The organism is Acinetobacter sp. FDAARGOS_724 (genome assembly GCF_013364475.1).
In the GTDB taxonomy this organism is placed as follows: domain Bacteria; phylum Pseudomonadota; class Gammaproteobacteria; order Pseudomonadales; family Moraxellaceae; genus Acinetobacter; species Acinetobacter variabilis.
In genome coordinates, this window is sequence record NZ_CP054908.1 from 1,410,114 (window position 1) to 1,430,123 (window position 20,010).

At 44.6% G+C, this 20,010-nt stretch carries 18 protein-coding genes; 10 read left to right on the top strand and 8 right to left on the bottom strand.

Annotated features, from left to right (window positions below):
• The first annotated feature begins 16 nt into the window (after nucleotides 1-16).
• The 3 genes from FOC32_RS08020 to FOC32_RS08030 all read left to right on the top strand — a co-directional run bounded on the left by FOC32_RS08020 (nucleotide 17) and on the right by FOC32_RS08030 (nucleotide 2,059).
• On the top strand, nucleotides 17-472 hold the full coding sequence (locus FOC32_RS08020) for a bacteriohemerythrin (protein ID WP_175966845.1): 456 nt from the start codon (nucleotides 17-19) through the stop codon (nucleotides 470-472).
• A 178-nt stretch (nucleotides 473-650) separates the two neighbouring features.
• Nucleotides 651-1,730, top strand: coding sequence for a hypothetical protein (locus FOC32_RS08025; protein WP_175966847.1), 1,080 nt, complete (start codon nucleotides 651-653; stop codon nucleotides 1,728-1,730).
• Nucleotides 1,730-2,059: an RnfH family protein gene (locus FOC32_RS08030; RefSeq protein ID WP_175966848.1), complete on the top strand. Its 330-nt coding sequence runs from the start codon at nucleotides 1,730-1,732 to the stop codon at nucleotides 2,057-2,059. Before FOC32_RS08025 ends, FOC32_RS08030 begins: the two co-directional genes overlap by 1 nt.
• A gap of 103 nt (nucleotides 2,060-2,162) precedes the next feature.
• Here the strand turns inward: FOC32_RS08030 and FOC32_RS08035 are convergent, their stop codons facing one another.
• Entirely contained in the window at nucleotides 2,163-2,561 is a 399-nt protein-coding gene (locus FOC32_RS08035) for an outer membrane protein assembly factor BamE (protein WP_004783238.1), read from the bottom strand.
• 112 nt (nucleotides 2,562-2,673) lie between these two features.
• Between FOC32_RS08035 and fur the strand changes: the two genes are divergently transcribed.
• A complete protein-coding gene (fur, locus tag FOC32_RS08040) occupies nucleotides 2,674-3,111 on the top strand; it encodes a ferric iron uptake transcriptional regulator (protein WP_004783237.1) in 438 nt (145 codons plus the stop codon).
• Nucleotides 3,112-3,176: 65 nt separating this feature from the next.
• Here fur and FOC32_RS08045 read toward each other — a convergent pair whose 3' ends face one another.
• The gene (locus FOC32_RS08045) at nucleotides 3,177-4,298 is read right to left on the bottom strand and encodes a PilT/PilU family type 4a pilus ATPase (protein WP_175966850.1); all 1,122 of its coding nucleotides are present in this window, start codon (nucleotides 4,296-4,298) and stop codon (nucleotides 3,177-3,179) included.
• A gap of 27 nt (nucleotides 4,299-4,325) precedes the next feature.
• A complete protein-coding gene (locus tag FOC32_RS08050) occupies nucleotides 4,326-5,363 on the bottom strand; it encodes a type IV pilus twitching motility protein PilT (protein ID WP_004783232.1) in 1,038 nt (345 codons plus the stop codon).
• Between the two features lie 123 nt (nucleotides 5,364-5,486).
• Between FOC32_RS08050 and FOC32_RS08055 the strand changes: the two genes are divergently transcribed.
• Complete coding sequence (locus FOC32_RS08055; protein ID WP_175966852.1) at nucleotides 5,487-6,176, top strand: YggS family pyridoxal phosphate-dependent enzyme; 690 nt, start codon at nucleotides 5,487-5,489, stop codon at nucleotides 6,174-6,176.
• Nucleotides 6,177-6,207: 31 nt separating this feature from the next.
• Here the strand turns inward: FOC32_RS08055 and FOC32_RS08060 are convergent, their stop codons facing one another.
• From FOC32_RS08060 to FOC32_RS08070, 3 genes are read right to left on the bottom strand one after another with little or no spacing between them, the layout of a single operon-like run.
• A complete protein-coding gene (locus tag FOC32_RS08060; protein ID WP_175966854.1) occupies nucleotides 6,208-7,314 on the bottom strand; it encodes an acyltransferase family protein in 1,107 nt (368 codons plus the stop codon).
• A gap of 3 nt (nucleotides 7,315-7,317) precedes the next feature.
• A complete protein-coding gene (locus FOC32_RS08065; protein WP_175966856.1) occupies nucleotides 7,318-10,929 on the bottom strand; it encodes an AAA family ATPase in 3,612 nt (1,203 codons plus the stop codon).
• Between the two features lie 8 nt (nucleotides 10,930-10,937).
• On the bottom strand, nucleotides 10,938-12,191 hold the full coding sequence (locus FOC32_RS08070; RefSeq protein WP_175966858.1) for an exonuclease SbcCD subunit D: 1,254 nt from the start codon (nucleotides 12,189-12,191) through the stop codon (nucleotides 10,938-10,940).
• Nucleotides 12,192-12,815: 624 nt separating this feature from the next.
• On the opposite strand from FOC32_RS08070, the gene FOC32_RS08075 reads away from it, so the two are divergent.
• Entirely contained in the window at nucleotides 12,816-13,262 is a 447-nt protein-coding gene (locus tag FOC32_RS08075; RefSeq protein WP_175966860.1) for an ABZJ_00895 family protein, read from the top strand.
• Between the two features lie 120 nt (nucleotides 13,263-13,382).
• A complete protein-coding gene (locus FOC32_RS08080) occupies nucleotides 13,383-14,288 on the top strand; it encodes a TIGR01777 family oxidoreductase (RefSeq protein WP_175966862.1) in 906 nt (301 codons plus the stop codon).
• On the opposite strand, the gene thiO is transcribed toward FOC32_RS08080, so the two are convergent.
• Nucleotides 14,277-15,398 carry a glycine oxidase ThiO gene (gene thiO / locus FOC32_RS08085; RefSeq protein ID WP_175966864.1) on the bottom strand — a complete coding sequence of 374 codons (1,122 nt, stop codon included), beginning with the start codon at nucleotides 15,396-15,398 and terminating at the stop codon, nucleotides 14,277-14,279. The two genes, FOC32_RS08080 and thiO, sit on opposite strands and share 12 nt — an antisense overlap.
• A gap of 20 nt (nucleotides 15,399-15,418) precedes the next feature.
• Entirely contained in the window at nucleotides 15,419-16,432 is a 1,014-nt protein-coding gene (gene hemB / locus FOC32_RS08090; protein WP_175966866.1) for a porphobilinogen synthase, read from the bottom strand.
• Between the two features lie 106 nt (nucleotides 16,433-16,538).
• Here hemB and FOC32_RS08095 point away from each other — a divergent pair, with 106 nt between their 5' ends.
• The 3 genes from FOC32_RS08095 (at nucleotide 16,539) to FOC32_RS08105 (ending at nucleotide 19,978) form a co-directional block, all read left to right on the top strand.
• Nucleotides 16,539-17,036 (top strand): thioesterase family protein, encoded by a 498-nt coding sequence (locus FOC32_RS08095; protein WP_034703122.1) that lies wholly within the window; start codon nucleotides 16,539-16,541, stop codon nucleotides 17,034-17,036.
• A 263-nt stretch (nucleotides 17,037-17,299) separates the two neighbouring features.
• Complete coding sequence (locus FOC32_RS08100) at nucleotides 17,300-18,445, top strand: HlyD family efflux transporter periplasmic adaptor subunit (RefSeq protein WP_175966868.1); 1,146 nt, start codon at nucleotides 17,300-17,302, stop codon at nucleotides 18,443-18,445.
• A 6-nt stretch (nucleotides 18,446-18,451) separates the two neighbouring features.
• Nucleotides 18,452-19,978, top strand: a complete 1,527-nt coding sequence (locus FOC32_RS08105; protein WP_175966869.1) for a DHA2 family efflux MFS transporter permease subunit — start codon at nucleotides 18,452-18,454, stop codon at nucleotides 19,976-19,978.
• Nucleotides 19,979-20,010: the final 32 nt, after the last annotated feature.

The window sequence follows — 20,010 nt, forward strand, 5'->3', positions numbered from 1 at the left end:
TCAATAGGTGGTCGTAATGAAAATGAAATGGGTTCCAGATTATAATACTGGTATCGATGTGATTGACGATCAGCACAAACGAATTCTCGATTATATCAATGAGATTGATGGAGTTGATGCCAATACCGATCGTGCTCGTATTAAACAGATTCTAGAAAATATTATTGATTATACCCAGTCACATTTTACCTTTGAAGAATCACTTCAGGAAGAAGCGGGTTATAAATATCGTGTGCCACATAAACGTGTGCATGACCTATTTATTAAAAAGATTGAATCTTATCGTGACCGTTTTGAATTAGGCCAATCTATTGAAGCGGAATTACATGAAGTATTATCTAAATGGCTGATCAATCATATTCAGCACGATGATGCGGATTATGTCGGTGCAGTAAAAGAAAATATGATGGGAATTATTAAAGATAAGGAAAAGAAAAAGGGTAAAAACTGGTTTGCCCGTTTCTTCTCATAACTCGATTCTTCTTAAAATAAAGACAAATCGGGGAAATAAAAAATAAAGCTTAATAACAAAAATAAAGCTTAATAATAAATTTGCGCAGCAAATCACGGGCATGGTGATTTGCTTTTTTGTTTTTGATTTTCATCGCCTCACAAGGCAAAATAGCGCTAGATTTTTATAGGAATACATCATGCAGGACAATGCTATGTCAAAATGGTTATCGCCTCTGATGGCTTTCTGTTTATCCTTCCTTATCATTGCGACACTCGCACCGATAACAGGTATTCAGATTGACCGTCAGCTTGATTTCTGGATGTTGTGGTTAGCGACCATGCTAATACTGGCTCTTCCAGTCTGTTATCTGGAAATTGCTCTGGCGAAACGCTCAAAAACCACTGCACTACAGGCATTGTCGAGCCTTACTCGTGAAGCTGATAGTTCTCAGCGCTGGCGGATCGTCGGCTGGTTGGCAGTTGTATTTATTCCATTCCTTGCGGGTGCAATGCTCAATTATGCTTCTAATGTGATTGCAGTTGCCAAGCTCGATGTTCAGCAGCCAGTGATTTTTGCGGTGCTGGCAATTGCTGCATTTGTATTGTCGCTGATACCACGTTTAATTCTGGTTGGGATCACTGCGATCGGCGTACTTGCATCTTTGATTATGGCGAATGTAGTGGGAACTGAATTACCGGCTTGGCAGGTAACACCCATCCAATTCGTAGAGTGGGGCAATGCCACTGTATTGGCTTTGGTAGCAAGTGGGCTGGGTATGGGGCTGTATTGGCAATCAAGCTTGGCTGTCGTAAAACAGCAGGATGTTGCGACTAAAACAGCCGTACCGATTTGGGTGGCGCAGCTATTAGCTATCATCGCCTTTGGTTTCTTTGCAGTGAAAGCTGAAATCCCTGCATTTGCTTTAATCGCAGCCATTGTCGCGGCCGCTGCTTTGCTTACGCAAATGGCACGTGAGCAGTTACAGCAACGTCAAATGAATATCATTATTCAGTGGGCGATTGTGATCGCTGCTACCTTGGTCTGGTTAATTCCAAATGTTGCTCCTGTTTTCAATAATCTGCTGATTCTTTGGGGACTGGTGATCAGTCTGATTTATGCCTTGTTTGCTGGCTGGATCATGAAAATCAGTCATTTGCGTAAATCGATGAACTTCAGTTCAGAAGCGGTGTATAACATCTGGCGTATCGCAGTACGTATCGTCTTGCCAGTTTCAATTATTTTGGCCATTATTGCTGTACTAGGACAATTTTTCTGATGACTGAGGCAATGATCTGGGTAGCCTATGCTACCTTGGAACAACAGTTTCATATTGCCGTACCTTTCCAGCCCGGCATGACCGCATTGGATGCAATTGAGCAAAGCGGAATCCGTGCACAGGTGGAATTGCCTGAACCTCTGAGTCTGGGTATTTTTGGCGTTAAGCTACAGGATCACACCCAGCCATTGGCAGCAGGGGATCGGGTAGAGATTTATCGTGCTTTAACCATTAATCCCAAGGATATTCGCCGTAAACGCGCTGAAAAGAATCCGGTGGGCCGTTATGCCAAAGGTAACCGTTTCAAGCAAAATAAACGTTCCGATTAGTGGAATGTGGCTTTATTGAATAGATGGTCTGATTATTTGATAAATCAATCTATTTAATTAAAAAAACCCCTGATCATACAGGGGTTTTTTTATGCAAAACCGATTATAGTGGTGGAGCATTTAAGATCGCTTCTTTGGAACCTGGTAGACCTGGCTGAGATTCTGGAATGGTTTCCAGACCTTCAATACGCTCTACGATACCAGACTGATTAAAGTAAATTTTTAGATGCTGGCCTTGGGCTGCTGGGATCTTGGCTTTTTTAGCATAGGTTCCTGGGGTATAGTTGTAGATGTAGTCCCAGCGTAGCGGATTGAGCGGATCAGATACTGTTGGACTACCGAGCAGGAAACGCACCTGTTGGTGGCTCATTCCTACCTGAATTTTAGAGGCTTGTGCTTGAGTTAAAGGTGTTCCTTGAGGAATATCAACTTTGTACACACCTAATGTCGAACAGCCGACAAGCAATGAAGTGACGAATAACGTCAGCATGATTTTTTGCATTTTGCTACACTATCCCAAATTAATTATGATGCATTTGATCCAAGGATAGATCATACTGCATCTAAACTTTGTTGCCTATTCCAACTTTGATTTTGTTGAGAGACCTTTTTACATGCCTATTTCAAACCAAGATTTACGAAAAGCTGGACTGAAAGTTACCCTTCCACGAATTAAAATATTAGAACTATTAGAAAACTCTAGACGGCATCACCTTAGCGCTGAAGACATTTATAAGACTTTACTCGAACAAGGGGAAGATGTGGGTCTTGCAACTGTGTATCGTGTGTTAACACAATTTGAGGCAGCAGGGATTATCGAACGTCATAATTTTGAAAATAATCACTCAGTTTTTGAAATTATGCAGGAAGATCATCACGATCACTTGGTTTGTCAAAATTGCAACAAAGTCGTTGAATTTACAAATGATGTTATTGAACATGAACAGCACGAAGTTGCGAAGAAATTTGGTTTTGCATTGACTGGTCATTCACTTAATCTTTACGGTTATTGTGACGCGCCTGAATGTCAGGAAGCTTACCGTAAGAAATAATTCAGCTTTCGGCTGAAATAAAAACAGGCTTTATTAAAAGCCTGTTTTTTATGCTTGGAAAATGATCAGGTTTGACCATCAAAAGTAATATTGGAATGCGCACGTAATAAATGCTCTCCACCTTCTTCTGACAGTTTGATTTGCAGACGCAGGTCGTTTGGTGAGTCAGCATGTTTTAGTGCATCTTTATAGCTAATCTGCTTGGCCTTATACAGGTCATATAATGCCTGGTCGAAGGTTTGCATGCCCAGTTCACGTGAACGTTTCATCAGATCCTTGATCTCATGCACATCACCTTTACGGATCAGATCCGCAATCAATGGCGAATTGATCAGGATTTCAATCGCTGCACGGCGGCCATTACCATCAATGGTAGGAATCAGTTGCTGTGCCACAATGGCTTTCATGTTGAGGGACAGATCCATAAACAGCTGGCTGTGACGGTCGGCTTCGAAGAAGTGAATGATACGGTCGATGGCCTGGTTGGCGTTGTTGGCGTGCAGGGTCGCAAAAACCAGGTGACCGGTTTCCGCAAAGGCAATCGCATAGTCCATGGTTTCGCGAGAACGAATCTCACCAATCAGAATCACATCTGGTGCCTGACGTAAGGTATTTTTCAATGCCACTTCAAAGGAGTCAGTATCAATGCCGACTTCGCGCTGGGTGATGATACAACCCTTATGCTGGTGCACAAATTCGATCGGGTCTTCAATGGTAATGATATGACCTTTGGAATTTTCATTACGGTAGCCAATCAAAGAGGCGAGGGAAGTCGATTTACCGGTACCGGTTGCACCCACAAAAATAATGATGCCGCGTTTGGTCATCGCCAGTTCTTTTAGAATAGGCGGTAACTTCAGCTCATCCATAGTCGGAATGACGGTTTCAATACGGCGCAATACCATGCCTGGCTGATCGCGTTGCTGGAATGCGCTGACACGGAAACGTGCCGATTTGTCCGGGTTGCTGATGGCAAAGTTACACTCGCGTGTGTCGGCAAATTCCTTGCGCTGCTTCTCGGTCATGATCGAGTTAAGTAGCTGTCCCACAGCCGCGCCCGGTAATTTCACCGAGCCAATCGGTATAATCTGACCATTAATTTTGATAGAGGGTTCAACATCGGCTGTAATGAACAGATCCGAGGCCTTTTTCTCTACCATATAGTTGAGTAAGCCGTTAAAGTCCATGATAAAACCCCAAAAAATTAATTATTTTTATAAGAATGATTCAGGCTGTTTTGCTGCAGTACGGGCAACTTGCGGACTGATAATGCCTTTCGATACCAGAGTTTTCAGGCTTTGATCCAGCGTGGTCATGCCATAGTTAGCACCGGTTTGAATCGCAGAGTACATCTGTGCCACTTTATTTTCACGGATCAGGTTACGGATGGCTGGAATACCGATCATGATTTCATGTGCAGCCACACGACCACCCCCATTTTTCTTCAACAGAGTTTGTGAAATAACGGCTTGCAGCGATTCAGACAACATGGCACGGACCATGTCTTTTTCTTCAGCAGGGAACACGTCAATCACACGGTCAATGGTTTTTGCCGCTGAGGTGGTATGCAGGGTACCGAAGACCAAGTGACCGGTTTCTGCAGCAGTTAATGCCAGACGGATGGTTTCAAGGTCACGCATCTCACCGACCAGAATAATATCCGGGTCTTCACGTAATGCAGAACGTAATGCTTCATTAAATCCATGCGTGTCACGATGCACTTCACGCTGGTTGATCAGACATTTTTTCGATTGGTGTACAAATTCGATTGGATCTTCGACGGTCAGGATATGGTCATAGCGATTGTCATTGATATAGTCCAGCATCGCTGCAAGCGTCGTTGATTTACCCGAACCGGTTGGTCCTGTCACCAGTACAATACCACGTGGATATTCACAGATATCTTTAAAGATCTGGCCCATACCTAGATCTTCAATGGTCAGTACTTTAGATGGAATAGTACGGAATACTGCGCCTGCACCGCGGTTCTGGTTAAATGCGTTCACACGGAAACGGGCCACGCCTGGAACTTCAAATGAGAAGTCAGTTTCCAGATTTTCTTCATAATCACGGCGTTGCTTGTCATTCATGATGTCGTACACCAGTTTGTGTACTTCTTTATGTTCCAGTGCAGGCAGGTTGATGCGACGTACTTCCCCGTCCACACGAATCATGGGTGGCAAACCTGCTGATAAGTGTAAATCCGACGCACCATTTTTAGCAGAAAAGGCTAACAGTTCTGTAATATCCATAAGGTCCCCGAGTTCATTAAAATGTTATTTATTTTGCTAGAATAATAAGGCTTTCCCACAGCTTAACCAACACTTAGTTGATGAGCAAGGGAAAAAAATCCGCATGAAATGAGAACCCCATCAATGAATATGCTGCAACAGTCACGAAATCAGGTTTTAGCTCAGATCCAGTCCGCCTGCGCTCTGGCGGGGCGTGAGCCGGATTCGGTGCAACTTCTGGCCGTCTCCAAAACCCAGCCTAGTCCTGTGCTGGCAGAAATGTATCAGGCTGGTCAGCGTGCCTTTGGTGAAAACTATTTACAGGAAGCCCTAGAAAAAATCACGGCACTCAAAGACCTGGATATTGAGTGGCATTTTATCGGTCATGTGCAGCGCAACAAAACCAAACATCTGGCAGAAAATTTTGCCTGGGTGCATGGGGTAGATCGCCTGATTATTGCTGAACGTTTATCTAATCAGCGTAGTGATTCTCAAGTTGCGCTTAATATCTGCCTGCAAGTCAATATTGATGGGCAGGATACTAAGGACGGTTGTCAGCCTGAGGAAGTGGCCGATCTAGTTGCACAGATTAGTCAATTACCGAATTTGCGCTTACGCGGTTTGATGGTCATTCCTGCGCCAGAAAATACCCAAGCCTTTGCGGATGCCAAAGCCTTGTTCGAAGAGGTCAAAAGCCAAAATGCAAAACCTGAAGACTGGGATACTTTAAGTATGGGAATGTCTGCCGACATGACTGAGGCGATTGCAACAGGTTCTACCATGGTACGTGTGGGAACTGCCTTGTTTGGCGCACGTCCTAAAAAAACGGACTGATTTGTACTGACAATTGAGTTTTGGGAAAGCGTTATTGCAGAGTAATTGATAACGCTTTTTTTCTTTGGGGTTCCAGCCATTGGGCCATAAGCCAGGCAAAGAAAATTAAGCTGCACATGCTCATAAATAAGGATAAAACGGCACCCTCAAGACCATGATCAAGCGTTGCAGGAAAGCAGCCTAGAATAAAAAGCAGTAAAGGGAAATGAGTGACATAAAGTGTATAGGAGAAATTTGCAGACTGAGGCCAAACTGGTTGATATTGGCTTTGTTGATGTTGCAGCTGCACAATCCAGCAGACAAAGGCGAGCCCCATACACAGGTTAAACGGCACAAAATAATTTACACGATATAAGTCAGCCTGTTCAATGACATGAAACTGGTAAGCATCCGCACAGGCAATTATAAACGCCAAGCCAAAGAGCACTAATTTAACGAGTTGTAGTCGACTCAAAAAACGCAGCTGGATCTGCCGGAATGAACTGGCAAAGGCAACTAGCCAGAGCAGAAAATAAAACAGAAACTGAAAGTTCAGTATGGAAAGCCCTAGAAGCAAGATAAAAAAGCCGATTTTAGCGATTTCAGAATCTTTTAAAAAAGGCAGAAATCCGGCCAGCACATAAAACCAGACTTCAAAGCTCAGGCTCCAGAGCGGCGCATTGGCAGATACCGTCGGTGTAATAAAGCCATTGAGAAAGAATAAAGAACCCAAAAAATCCTGAGTATCAATGTTATAGGCAGTCCGGATCATCATGCCAAAACTGTTCTGGAACTCATGGCTATGTGAAGCAAAAAATGTAGGTGCTAGTGCATATAGAATCAGACTGAAAGCGGATGCAAACAGAAAGGGCGGTAAAATGCGCCGATAACGCTGCCGTATATACTGCCGCAGACTAAAGTTTTCATGTTTTTGGATGTTGTTCTGGATCGAAGTCCCGATTAAAAAGCCACTGAGCACAAAAAAGATCATCACAGCAGCCTGGCCTAATAGACGTACCCAGGAATATAGGCTCAGATCAAAAGGTGCGATAAAAGCCTGAAAACTATGACTGAATAGCACCACAATGGCACTGATACCCCGCAAGCTCTCAAGCTGTAAGCTGAAATAGGGCGAGAGCTTGTTCGGGGTGGAGTTCATGCTTTAACCTATAATCTGAATAGTACTGGCACCGGCACCGACCGGTTTAACCTGAATCTGAACCGGAATCCGTTCATGCATCTCCTGTACATGTGAAATCAGCACCACTTTACGCCCCTGACTTTGTAAATGATCTAAAGCATTCATGACCATATGTAAGGAAGCCGGGTCTAAAGTACCAAAACCTTCATCAATAAATAGCGATTCCAGCTTCATAGAGCCGGAAGCCATATTGGCAATCGCTAAGGCCAGAGCCAGAGAGACCAGGAAAGTTTCACCGCCAGAGAGTGACAGGACAGGACGTACTTCACTGTTCATATCCAGATCGATAATCGCCAGACTCAAACTGTCTGGAATCCGGTACAGCTGATAACGCGGAGCCAGGGGCTGTAATTGCTGATTGGCATATTCGACCAGAATATCCAGATGATGTTCCTGCGCGATTTTCTGGAATTTGGTGCCTTCCTTATGGCCGATCAGGTCATAGATCCGGCCCCAACGATATTCTTCAGCTTTGACCTGTTCAATCTGATGCTGGTAGCGTTGTAAGGTCGATTGGTTATTAGTATGAATTCTTAATTTGGTGGCCACCTCATTACAGGCATTTTCCTGTTCAGCTTTTTCCTGTGCCAGTCCACTTAAGCGCAGTTCAACTTCTTCAAAGCTGAGTTCAGGCTTGGACTTCAAATGATGCTGATATTGTTCTTCCAGAATGTCCCAAGCCGTTTTGGCATTTTCAACCGCCTGATGTTGTGCCTGTAATTGCTGGCGAATTTGCTGATGCTGTTGCAAGTCAATATCCAGGCAATGCTGGATATGCTCGGCATCAAATTCAGGATGTGTATTTTGCCAGTCTTGAATAGATTGCTGGCATTGCCTAATCTGCTGTTCTAGTTGCTGAATCTGGGTGATGAAACTCTGTTTTTTCAGTTCAGCTTGTTGCAAATGCTGATCATGCTGCTGGGTCATCAGACTCTGTGCCCGTAGCTGTTCATCCAACGCCTGTTGTTGTTGCTCCAGATGGTCACGCCATTCCTGTGCTTTAGGATAAATCTGTCCGGCATGGGTGAGGGTCAGATGGTTGAGCTGTTCACGTAGTGCTTTGCCCATATTCAGCGCCGTATTCATCTTTTGCTGTAACTGAGCATCATATTGTTGATGCAGGTTGAGCAGATCACGTGCCTTTTCAATCTGCTGGTTTAAGCTTTGCATGTGAGTCTCCAAGGTTTTGAATTCCTGAGACTGTTTCTGACGTCGTTGCAGTTGTTGAGATAACTGCTGACAGCTTGATGAGGCATCAGTAATCCAGGATTTCTGCAAGGACTCAGGCAGTAGATTAAGAACCGGCTGAATCATTTGTTCTAACTGTGAATGCTGCTGCATGCTAAAACGTAGCTGATCCAGCTGTTGCTGTTGCTGGCGCCATTGTTTCCAGTCACTTTGCTGATTTTGCAGGGTTTGTGCTAGCTGCTGTTGTTCTTGTTGAAGTTGAAGCACATGCTGGCCAAGCTGTTGCTGCAAATGATCTGTACTCTGGCTTAAATCCAACAGCAAATCAAATTGCTGAAGATCCTGATTCAACTGAACCTTCTGCTGTTGTAGTGTCGTACTAAGCTGACTGCTGCGTTGCTGATGTTGCTCAATTAAGGTTTGCAGTTGAGATTGCTGGATTTGTACTTGCTGATATGCCTGAGTCAGTTGCTGTAGTTTTTTCTGAGCTTCCTGAAGCTGCTGATCATGTAGTTGTTGCAAAGCATTTTCTAGCAGTTTCTGATGCTGTACAAAAGGATGCTCATGACTGCCACAGACCATACAAGGCTCATTTGGTTTCAGCTGTGCACGTAATTCCTGAACACTTTGTGCCTGAAATAAACGTTGCTGAGCCAGTACTTGTTGCAATTGTTCAAAGGCCTGTTCTGCTTCCTGACGTTGTTGCTGTAATTGAACCAGCTTAGTTTCTAGTTGTTTTAAACGATCATGATAGCTTTCTAACTCGCGATTCAATTGCAGGCTTTCAGTTTCTAAGAGAGCCATTTGCTGTACGGTTCGCATTAAAGCTTCATGCTTCGAATGTTGGGTACTGAGTTGCTGTTGTTGGGTCTGGAACTGTTGGATTTGCTGTTCAAGCTGATCCAGATGAGTATAGCGCTGAGTGAATTCCTGCAAGCTGGCAGATAAAGTCTGTTGCTGCTGTTCCAGTTCAGTGCGGCTGGATTGGAAAAGTGCTGAGTGCTGCCGCATGAATTTCTGATGCAGTTCCTGATAATCCTGCAAGCGTTGTAAGGTTGCTTGTGGCTCGTCATCAAAAACCGCTAAGAAGCTCTGTTGTTCCAGTTGCTTTTGAATCTGATGGTACTGAGTCTGAACCTGTTGTAAACGTTGCTCAGTCTGCACCAGCTGATTCTGAACAGGCTGAATCTGCTGGGTTCTATAGGTCTGCTGTTCGGCTAAAAGCTGCTTATACTGCTCGCCAATCGACAGCATTTCATGATCCAGCTTGAGTCCCTGATCCAGATAAGGTTTGATCTTCTGAAACTCTTGTTGCTGCTGTTGTTGCTGTTGCTGAATGTGCTGCAATTTGTGCTGTTCGCTATCACGCTGCTGCTGCACTGACGTGAATTCGTCAACAAAATTTTGCTGCTCAGTCATTAAATGGCTACGCTGTTTCTGAAACTGCTGTTGCTGGACAAACTGTTCCCGAATCTGCTGAAACTGGTCTAGTTGATTTAATAACTGTTTTTGCGCTGTCATTTTCTGTTCAGCATCCAGCTGAACCGTATAGATTTCTTTTTTGGCCTGAATTTCAGTATAGAGATAATGCTGCTGGCGATGCCATTTCAGGTCATTTTCCAGTACTTTTTCGCTCTGGTTTAGATGCTCAACCACCTGTTTTAAAGTCGTGTGTTGCTGCTGTAGAGCAGCAATATCTTCTTCAGACAACAGTTCCAGATGACCGATTAATTTTTCCAGATCAGCGCGTTTTTGCTTCACCTCACTGTGTTTTTCAAAAGCCTTCTGGCTGACCATACTGAAAATCTGAGAATTGGTCAGATACTCCAACAGATCGGCACGTTCATTATCTTTGGCTTTCAGAAAAGCGCCAACTTCGGACTGTGCCAATAAAACTGCACGAGTAAATTGCTCAAAACTCAAGCCAACCAGTTTTTCAATCAGCGGCGTGCATTCAGAAATCTTCTGGTTTAGAACCCGTTGATCATCCAGACAGGTAATGGCACGATCGACCTTTAAATTACCATCCACTTTCTGCCGGGCACGACGAATTTCCCAGCGTGCCGTATAGCGTTTCTGGTCTAGGGCAATAAATTCAAGCTCGGCAAAACCCTGTACACAACCGCGGCGCAGAATATTTTTGGAGTCCTTGATTGAGACATCCTGACCACCTGCATCTTTCAGGCTACCTGTGGCGCCTTTTAAACGTGGAATTTCGTTATACAAGGCCAGGCACATGGCATCAAGCAGGGTGGATTTACCAGCACCGGTTTTTCCGGTAATTGCAATCAGTCCGGCATGCGCCAGTGGATTCGATTCAAAATCAATATGATGCGTACCAGCGAGAGAAGCAAGGTTATTTAGGCTCAGACGGATAATTTTCATGGCTGATCCTAAGCTTGTTGTTTTTGTGCAAGTTCATGTTGGGCTTCGACCAGTAACTGCTGAAAATCCTGCTGTACCGAATGATCCTGGCTATAGCCCATTTTTTCCCAGATATTGAAAAACAGTGATTCAGGCGTTGGAGGTGCCAAGTCAATTTTAGAGCTATCAGCCTGATCTTCTGCCTGACGTTGATAAATCCGGCTGATGCGTAACAGACGATAACGATTTGGTGGCAGTGCCTGTTCAATCTGCTGACGTAAGTCTACCGGTGGCGGTGCATCGGTAGTGTATTCAATTTCCAGAAAATGTCGTGCTGCCAGATGCTCAATTTCCCCAGTCGGCAGTGCTTTTACTTTGCTGAGCAGATTTTCCAGATTTTCTCGAATTCTAAACAGATCAACAGTACGAGGAACTTTTAGTGCTTCAAACTGAAAACGCTGTTCAGCATTTTGTTCAGGATCGATTCTGACTTCAACGACCTGATGCGAATAGTTGATCTCACTAAAGGATAAGGGAATCGGGGAGCCACTATAGCGAATATGCGGCTGACCGACTTTCTGCGGTTTATGCAGATGTCCCAGAGCGACATAGTCAATGACTTCATCAAATAGCGCCGTTGAGAGAGCCTCTTCATTGCCGACGATAATTGGACGTTCGGAATCGGAAGTTTCACCGCCTTGCATATGTGCATGTGACATAAGAATCAGTGCCTGATGTGGCTGCTTACGTGCTTTGGCTTCGGCAATCAACTGTTGGTGCAGATAGCTGATGGCATTCTGGCTATTATGGGTATGTTCATTAATACCGGTAATTTCGGCGCTACGTAAATAAGGCAGGGTTAGGCACCAGGCAATAATCTCTTGCTGCTGGTCATAAATCGGAACCAGCAAACGATCCAGATCAAGAGTATTGTCCGCAGTCCGGCCGACAATACCCACCGCTTTGGCATTGAATTTAGTCAATAAAGGCTGAACCTGCTCAATCCGGTAACCTGAATCATGGTTGCCGGCAATCATCAGGGTTTGCATATGCGGTGCCAGTTCATGGGCATCGGCAAGGAATTGATAAAGCTGTCTTTGGGCACTGGAAGCGGGATTGATGACATCAAAAATATCACCGGCAATCAGTAGAGCATGTGGCTGTTTTTCCTTGATTTGTTCAAGGAGCCAATTCAGGAATTGTGCATGTTCAAATTCACGGTCATGGTTATGGAAAAACTGTCCCAAATGCCAATCAGAAGTATGTAGAAAATGAACTGCCATGTATACCCACCTTTATTTTTGCCTTCCTACTATAGAAAAAAGCCCAGCTAAAAATCTACTTGAAAAAAATATTTTGATCTATTTCATTGCTGCCCGTCATTAAAACTATTTTCAGCGTAGTTTTGAATATAATAATACTTGTGAAATCAATAAAATGTGATGCTCATATATAAAGTATTGAATACAGCGTTTTTATTTTAAATCTTACTTCAGGCAATTTCATAACATCTGAATAGCAGAACCAATATTTTTATAAAAATTGCTAAAAACAGACTTGAAAAACTACAGGCAATCATTATTTTATGCTGCATAAGAAGCTAATAAAGATTGGCAGGCGAATTGTTAAAAACGGTTCGTCCAAAAAATAAAAACCGACGATTCGAGTGATGATGAAATCGTCGGTCAAAGATTTGTGTATAGTGAAAATTTTGGCTGCTATTCAAAATTTTCTAAAACACTGGACTTATTGCTTTAGCAAAGAGAACGAAAATTTGTGGATGCCAGTCCAAATTTCCGAACCTTGTACCCTATATAACGTCAGCATCTCGCTTTAGGTTGACAATAAAATGAAAAAAAAATTAATTTTTTTTATACTAGTTGATTAATTGTCCTTGAGTCCTGCTAATGGTGCCTCTAACTCGCTATTTTCTCTGGTTTTTCTTCCTATGCTTTATTTTTACCTGCATTTGCGGGGTTGTGGCGGCGTTAATGCCGACTGGCATGGGCGCAGTATTAACCATTGTGCCTTATCTGGTGGCGATGATCTGGGTACTGTTTAATTTTTTAAAAAAGGAACAACGGGCGCCAACCCAAGCAGAACGTAAAAAAATCACCTTAGGATTCAGTCTGATTTACTGGGGCTATAATCTGGTATTTTTAATTCTAGGGATTGCTATTGCGACGCGTTCCAATCCGAATGCCTGGCAGGACTTTTTACTTTATCTGCAACAGCCCCAATTTATGAGTATTGTCGTGATCATGTTCCTGCTCATCGCGATTCCGCTTTATCTGCTGACCTACTGGTTTTATGGCAAACAGGCACAGCGTATGGCAGCAAAAATGTTTGGCTAGGATTTCCTGCTCTTTATATCAAAATTGTTGAGATTAAATTCAAAATGCTAAATCAGGCTGATAGAAAATCAGAAGTGACGTATAATTTGAGCAATACAATAATAATGGCTCAGAATAACCATGTATAAACCTGTAGTCCTCATGACAGGCGCCAGCGGTTTTATTGGCAGCCATCTGGTGAAATTTTTACTGGCTCGTGATTATGCGGTAATCGGCCTGACCCGGCAGAAAAAATTGCGAGAAGAGCATCCTGATTTTCACTGGATTAATGAGCTGGAAGAATTAAAAAATCATCAGATTGACTATGTGATTAATCTGGCTGGTGAAAGTATCGGGAAGGGTCGCTGGACAGCCGCACGCAAAAAGAAATTGCTGGACAGTCGGTTAAATACCACCAAGCAGTTATATGACTATCTAGAAAAAAATCAGATCAAACCCAAACGTATTATTTCGACTTCAGCGATCGGCTACTACGGAATCGATCCGCAAGAACGCTGGGATACGGTGTGTACTGAACAAAGTCCGCCACAATCCATTTTTATGTCAGAACTGTGTGAGAAATGGGAAAAACTGGCCTTGTCTTATACCGGGCAGGACACCAAAATTGTTCGCTTTGCTGTAGTGTTTGGCCAAGGTGGCGGGATTCTTCCGCAGATGTTATTGCCAATTAAGCTGAATATGTTTGGCCGGATTGGCCACGGGCGTCAGCCGGTGACCTGGGTACATTTACAGGATGTCATGCGGGCGATCGAATTCCTGATGCAGCAGTCGACTCAGCAACAGGTATTTAATGTGGTGGCACCTGAAAAATTCAGTCAGGCGCAGTTTGCCCGGATCGCAGCACAGGTGCTGAAACGAAAACCTTTATTACCGTTACCAGCATGTAGTATGAAAATGATGCTGGGTGAACAGTCACAACTGATTCTGAATGGTCAATATGTTCAGCCCAAAGCTTTGCAGGAAGCTGGATTTGAATTTAGCTATCCGACACTGAAAGAAGCCTTGATTGAAATTTTAAACCGTTAAAGAGTGCGGCTGTAAGCGCTGTACTGGACTATAAGGCTGTGGATCTACGATGGTCGGTTGCTCCAGGATTAACTGAGACAGCAGTTTTCCAGAAGCAGCGCCCATACATAAACCATTACGGAACTGGCCAAAATTAGTCCAGAGATTGCTCAGATGCGGAATCTTACCGATATAGGGAATGCCATCTGGTGAACTTGGGCGTAAACCTGCCCACTGTTTCACAATCGGAAAATCAGCCAGTTCCGGCACCATTTCCAAGCAAGCAGTTAAAATATCCTGACGGATTTCAGCAGAAGGCGAGGTATCAAAACCGACCTGACGCATGCTGGAACCACACAGCACATGACCATCACGCCGCGGAATCAGGTACATGACCTTGTTCATACACATGGTTGGTAGCCAGTTTTCTGGTGTTTTAAAGAGTAACATCTGGCCTTGAACCGGATGAACTGGAATGTCCAGACCGAGCTGTTCAGACCAGCGTGCAGACCATGCACCGGTGGCAATGACGAACTGATCTGCTTTAAAGCTCAGGCCATTTTTAGTGGAAACACTGTGTACATGATCTTGCTGGATATTTAGCTGAGTAATATTGCAATGCTCTTGCCAAGTGACACGCGGATGCTGTTTAAGGTAAGCAATAATGGACTGTAACAGTCGCGGATTGCGGATATTGGAAAGTTCTGGAAAATAGATCGCCTGTTTAAATTTCGGATCTACTTTGGAATTGATTTGCTGGATTTGAGGCTGATTCAGATATTCGGCATGTTGCTGTGGATCCTGATATTGCTCGGCATAGCGCAGTCCGATTTCAAAATCCGTTTCATCAAAAATCAGCATACCGGTTTCATGGATCTGGAAATCAATCCCAGTAATCGGTTGCAGTTTCTGGTTCCAGGCTTGATACAAGGGTTTGGCATGGCGGGCGAGGGCATTAACGGCATCGGGATAACGCCAGGGATACATTGGGGAGAGGATACCGCCTCCGGCCCAAGAGGCTGCCTGTCCAGCCGCTTGCTGATCAAAAATCGTAATAGAACATCCCTGTTCAAGCAATTCCAGAGCTGACATCAAGCCAGTGATGCCTGCTCCGATAATGGCGATATGCATTGCGCCAAGGTCCTTCTATTTTATTTCATGTCTTTCAGTTTGAGCGCCGCTTCTTCCGCGAAGTAAGTCCAGATACCATCTGCACCGGCACGACGGCAGCACATCAGGGATTCAAGAATCACGCTATCAGATAACCAGCCATTCTGAATCGCAGCAGCCAGCATGGCATATTCACCACTAACCTGATAAATAAAGGTAGGTACACCGAAGGTATCTTTGACTTCACGAACCACATCCAGATACGGCATGCCCGGTTTAACAATCACCATATCTGCACCTTCCTGGATATCCAGTGCAATTTCATGCAGTGCTTCGGCACGGTTACCGAAATCCATTTGGTAATTGTATTTATTGCCGCCTTTCAGGTTGCTAGCCGAACCGACAGCATCACGGAATGGACCGTAGAAGCTAGACGCATATTTGGCTGAATAGGCCATAATAGAGGTATAGATATGGCCATTCTGTTCAAAGGCCTGACGAATTGCACCGATGCGGCCATCCATCATGTCACTTGGCGCTACAATATCAGCACCGGCTTCGGCATGACTTAAAGTTTGCTTGATGAGTGCTTCAACCGTTTCATCATTCAGGACATAGCCGGTTTCATCAATGATGCCGTCCTGGCCATGCGTGGTATAAGGGTCTAGCGCGCCGTCGGTAATCAGTACCATTTCCGGTAATTCTTTTTTCAGCAGACGAACAGTCTTCTGTACCAGACCATCTTCATGCCAAGCGGCTTCTGCAGTCAGGCTTTTATCTTCTTGGGGTGTAACCGGGAACAGCGCCAGCTTATTGACACCTAGTTCGAGCAAACGTTCTGATTTTTTTAACAACAAGTCAGCAGACAGGCGCTGCACATTTGGCATACTTGGAATGTCTTGGGTCTGGTTTTGTCCCGGAAGCACAAATACTGGATAAATCAAGTGATCAGCACTGAGATGGGTTTCACGTACCATAGAACGTAAATGCTCATTTTTACGAATACGACGCATGCGAGTTGCAGGAAACGCGGGACGATTGAACGTATAGGTCATAAAAAATCTCAGTAATCAGTATTAAACTAGGCCCCTATTGTAACCCTATCTGAATTTTTTGGGCATAAATTAGCGGTTTTTTATTGTTGTAGCTTCGGGCAGACTTATGACTAAGACAGAAAGAAATTGGACAGGTAATATACATTTAGGTGCAAAAGTGGATATTGAAGTGGTCTTAAACCAGTTGGTACACGCTTTTAATACCTCTCCTTTTTTTAAGCATAATGGCATGACCATGCGGGTGGTCGATGGTCAGATCGAAGCATATGTTGAAATGCAGGATTTCATGATTGGCAATGTGGCTTTTCAGATTCTGCATGGCGGTCTTGCAGCGACCATACTCGACAGTATTGGCGGAATTGTGGCGATGGGTGAGCTGTATAAGAAAGCCGAACCGGAAACTATTGCCGATACGATTAAAAAGGTATCACGTCTGGCGACGGTAGATATGCGCGTGGATTATCTGGCACCCGGTCGTGGCAAATATTTTATTGCCCGTGCAGAAACCTTACGTTTGGGACGTAAGGGCTGCACCATGCGCATGACCATGGTCAATGATGATGACAAGCCGATTGCTACAGCGATTGCATCATATGCCTATTAATTAAGTTTATCTCCTCGATCCTAGCTCACTCTGGGTCCGAATTAAGCCCTTATTCCTAGAATAGGGGCTTAGTTTTTTAAACTTCGGAGTAATATTTTTTTGCATATTTTCTAATTTTTATTATTAGAATGCATGAAAATTAAATTAATACGGCTTTCTCATTTTACCCATTGATCAATAAACGGGATGTAAATCTATACATTCATATCAGTATTGGTCAGTGTGGCTGCGTGACCAAGTCTGTTGGATTTAGGAAAAAATCAATGACAGATGTACAAGACACCCTGCCAGAAAACGCATCTGATGCAACTTCGGATCAAGCTTTAAAAAATAAACGTAAAAAGGCCCTGAGTATCGTTGCTATCTTTATAGTGATTGCACTGGTGCTGTTTCTGGTTTGGAAATTCTTTCTGAACAATTCAGTCAGTACTGAAAATGCCTATGTGGGTGCTGAAACGGCTTCTATTACGTCTATGGTGAGTGGTCAGGTCGCTGAAGTATTGGTTCATGATACCCAAGCGGTCAAACAGGGCGATGTCCTGGCCAGAATTGATGACCGTGATGCCAAAATTGCAGTGGCTCAGGCACGTGCAGAACTGACCAAAGCCAAACGCCAGTATAAACAGACTGCGGCCAATAGCGGGGCTTTAAGCTCACAGATTGGAGTTAGTGATGATGCGATTCGCAGTGCTGAAGCTCAGCTAGCTCAGGCTCAGGCAGCCTTACATAAAGCACAAGATGAATATACGCGTCGTGAAAAACTCAGTGCGAGCGGTGCAGTGTCTAAAGAAGAACTCAGTACCGCACAATCTGCATTGGATACTGCCAAAGCAGGCGTAGCTTCTGCTGAAGCGGGTCTGGCACAAGCAAGATCCAGTCAGAAAGCCGCACAAAGCAATTTAGCGGCGAATGAAGCCTTGATTCAAGGTGCGAATGAAAACTCAACGCCTGATGTATTAGTCGCTGAAGCCAAACTGAAACAGGCCGAGCTGGATCTAGAACGTACTGTCATTAAAGCACCTTTTGATGGAGTGGTTTCACGCCGTTCCATTCAGGTGGGTCAACGTGTTGCGCCTGGTACAATGCTAATGATGGTCGTACCAGTAGATCAGCTCTATGTTGATGCAAACTTCAAGGAAAGCCAGTTGGAGAAGGTCCGCGTGGGGCAGAAAGCTGAACTGACGTCTGATTTGTATGGTAAATCGGTGAAATATCACGGCACTGTGGTGGGCTTCTCTGGCGGCACAGGTTCAGCGTTTGCTCTGATTCCGGCTCAGAATGCCACAGGCAACTGGATTAAGGTGGTACAGCGTTTGCCAGTCCGTATTCAGCTGGATCCGAAAGAACTGGCCGAGCATCCACTACGTGTGGGTCTGTCGATGGAAGCTGAAATCCACTTTAAGAAGTAATTCCCGATGAATAAATATGTTCCATATGGGAATCTGACCGGCGGCAAGCTGATGCTGGCGGCCTTTGTGCTGGCATTGGCTAATTTCATGGTCGTGCTGGACATGACCATTGCCAATGTCTCGGTGCCGCATATTACCGGTAGTCTGGCGGTGTCCAGCTCTCAAGGCACCTGGGTCATTACGTCTTATGCAGTTGCAGAAGCGATTTGTGTGCCTTTGACGGGATGGCTGGCGGGTCGCTTTGGTAGCGTGCGCCTGTTTGGTGTCTGTTTGCTCGGCTTTACCATTTTTTCAATTCTATGCGGGATTTCCACCAGTCTGGAAATGCTGGTGTTTTGCCGGATCGGGCAGGGACTGTTTGGCGGTCCAATCATGCCGCTGAGCCAGACTTTATTGCTACGCATCTTCCCACCCGAAAAGCAGTCCCAAGCGATGGGCATGTGGGCGATGACCACCGTTGTCGGTCCAATTCTTGGTCCAATTCTCGGTGGTACCATCAGTGATAATCTGTCCTGGCACTGGATTTTCTTTATCAATATTCCGGTAGGTCTATTCTGCGGTCTGGCTGCATTGAAGCTATTAAAACCAGCAGAAACTGAAACCAATGCATTGAAGATTGATAAAGGTGGTTTGTTCTTACTGATTCTTTGGATTGGTGCGCTGCAATTAATGTTAGATCTCGGTCATGAACATGACTGGTTTAGCAGCTCCTTTATCGGAACCTTGGCGGTGCTTGCCATAGTTGGTTTAATCATCTTTACCATCTGGGAACTGACCGAGCGGCATCCGATCGTCGATATCCGGATCTTCCGATATCGCGGGTTTACCTTTGCTGTGCTGTCATTGGCATTTGCCTTTGGTGCCTTCTTTTCCAGTATTGTACTGATTCCACAGTGGGTGCAAATTAATCTCGGTTATACGGCCACTTGGGCAGGTTATTTAACCGCGACTATGGGTTTTGGTAGCCTATTGATGTCACCGATTGTGGCGAAGATGGCGACCAAATATGACCAGCGCATTCTGGCGACTTTCGGTTTGACCTTGCTTGCCGTTGTGACTTTGATGCGGGCATTCTGGACTACGGATGCGGATTTTATGGCATTGGCCTGGCCACAGATTCTACAAGGTTTTGCAGTGCCATTCTTCTTCATTCCACTCTCCAATATGGCGTTGGCCTCAGTACAGCCTCAGGAAATGGCATCAGCAGCAGGTTTGATGAACTTCCTGCGGACTATGGCTGGAGCGATCGGGGCTTCAATCGCAGTCACGATCTGGGATGATCATAGTAAAGTGGCACGCAGTGAGCTGGTCGGTAAACTGAATGTCGAGGAAACCCAGAATACCTTGATGGCTCAGGGCATGAGTTCGGATAGTGCCTTGGGTTATATTTCAAGTCTGGTGGATAAAGAAGCATTAACCCTGTCAGCTAATCACCTGTTTTTAATACTGGCGATGGTCTTTGTTTTTGCTGCCTTAATCGTCTGGCTGGCACCACGACCAAAAGCGGGTGTGGGTGGAATGCCATCACATTAATATTTTCCAAAATAAAAAACCGCTAACTATTT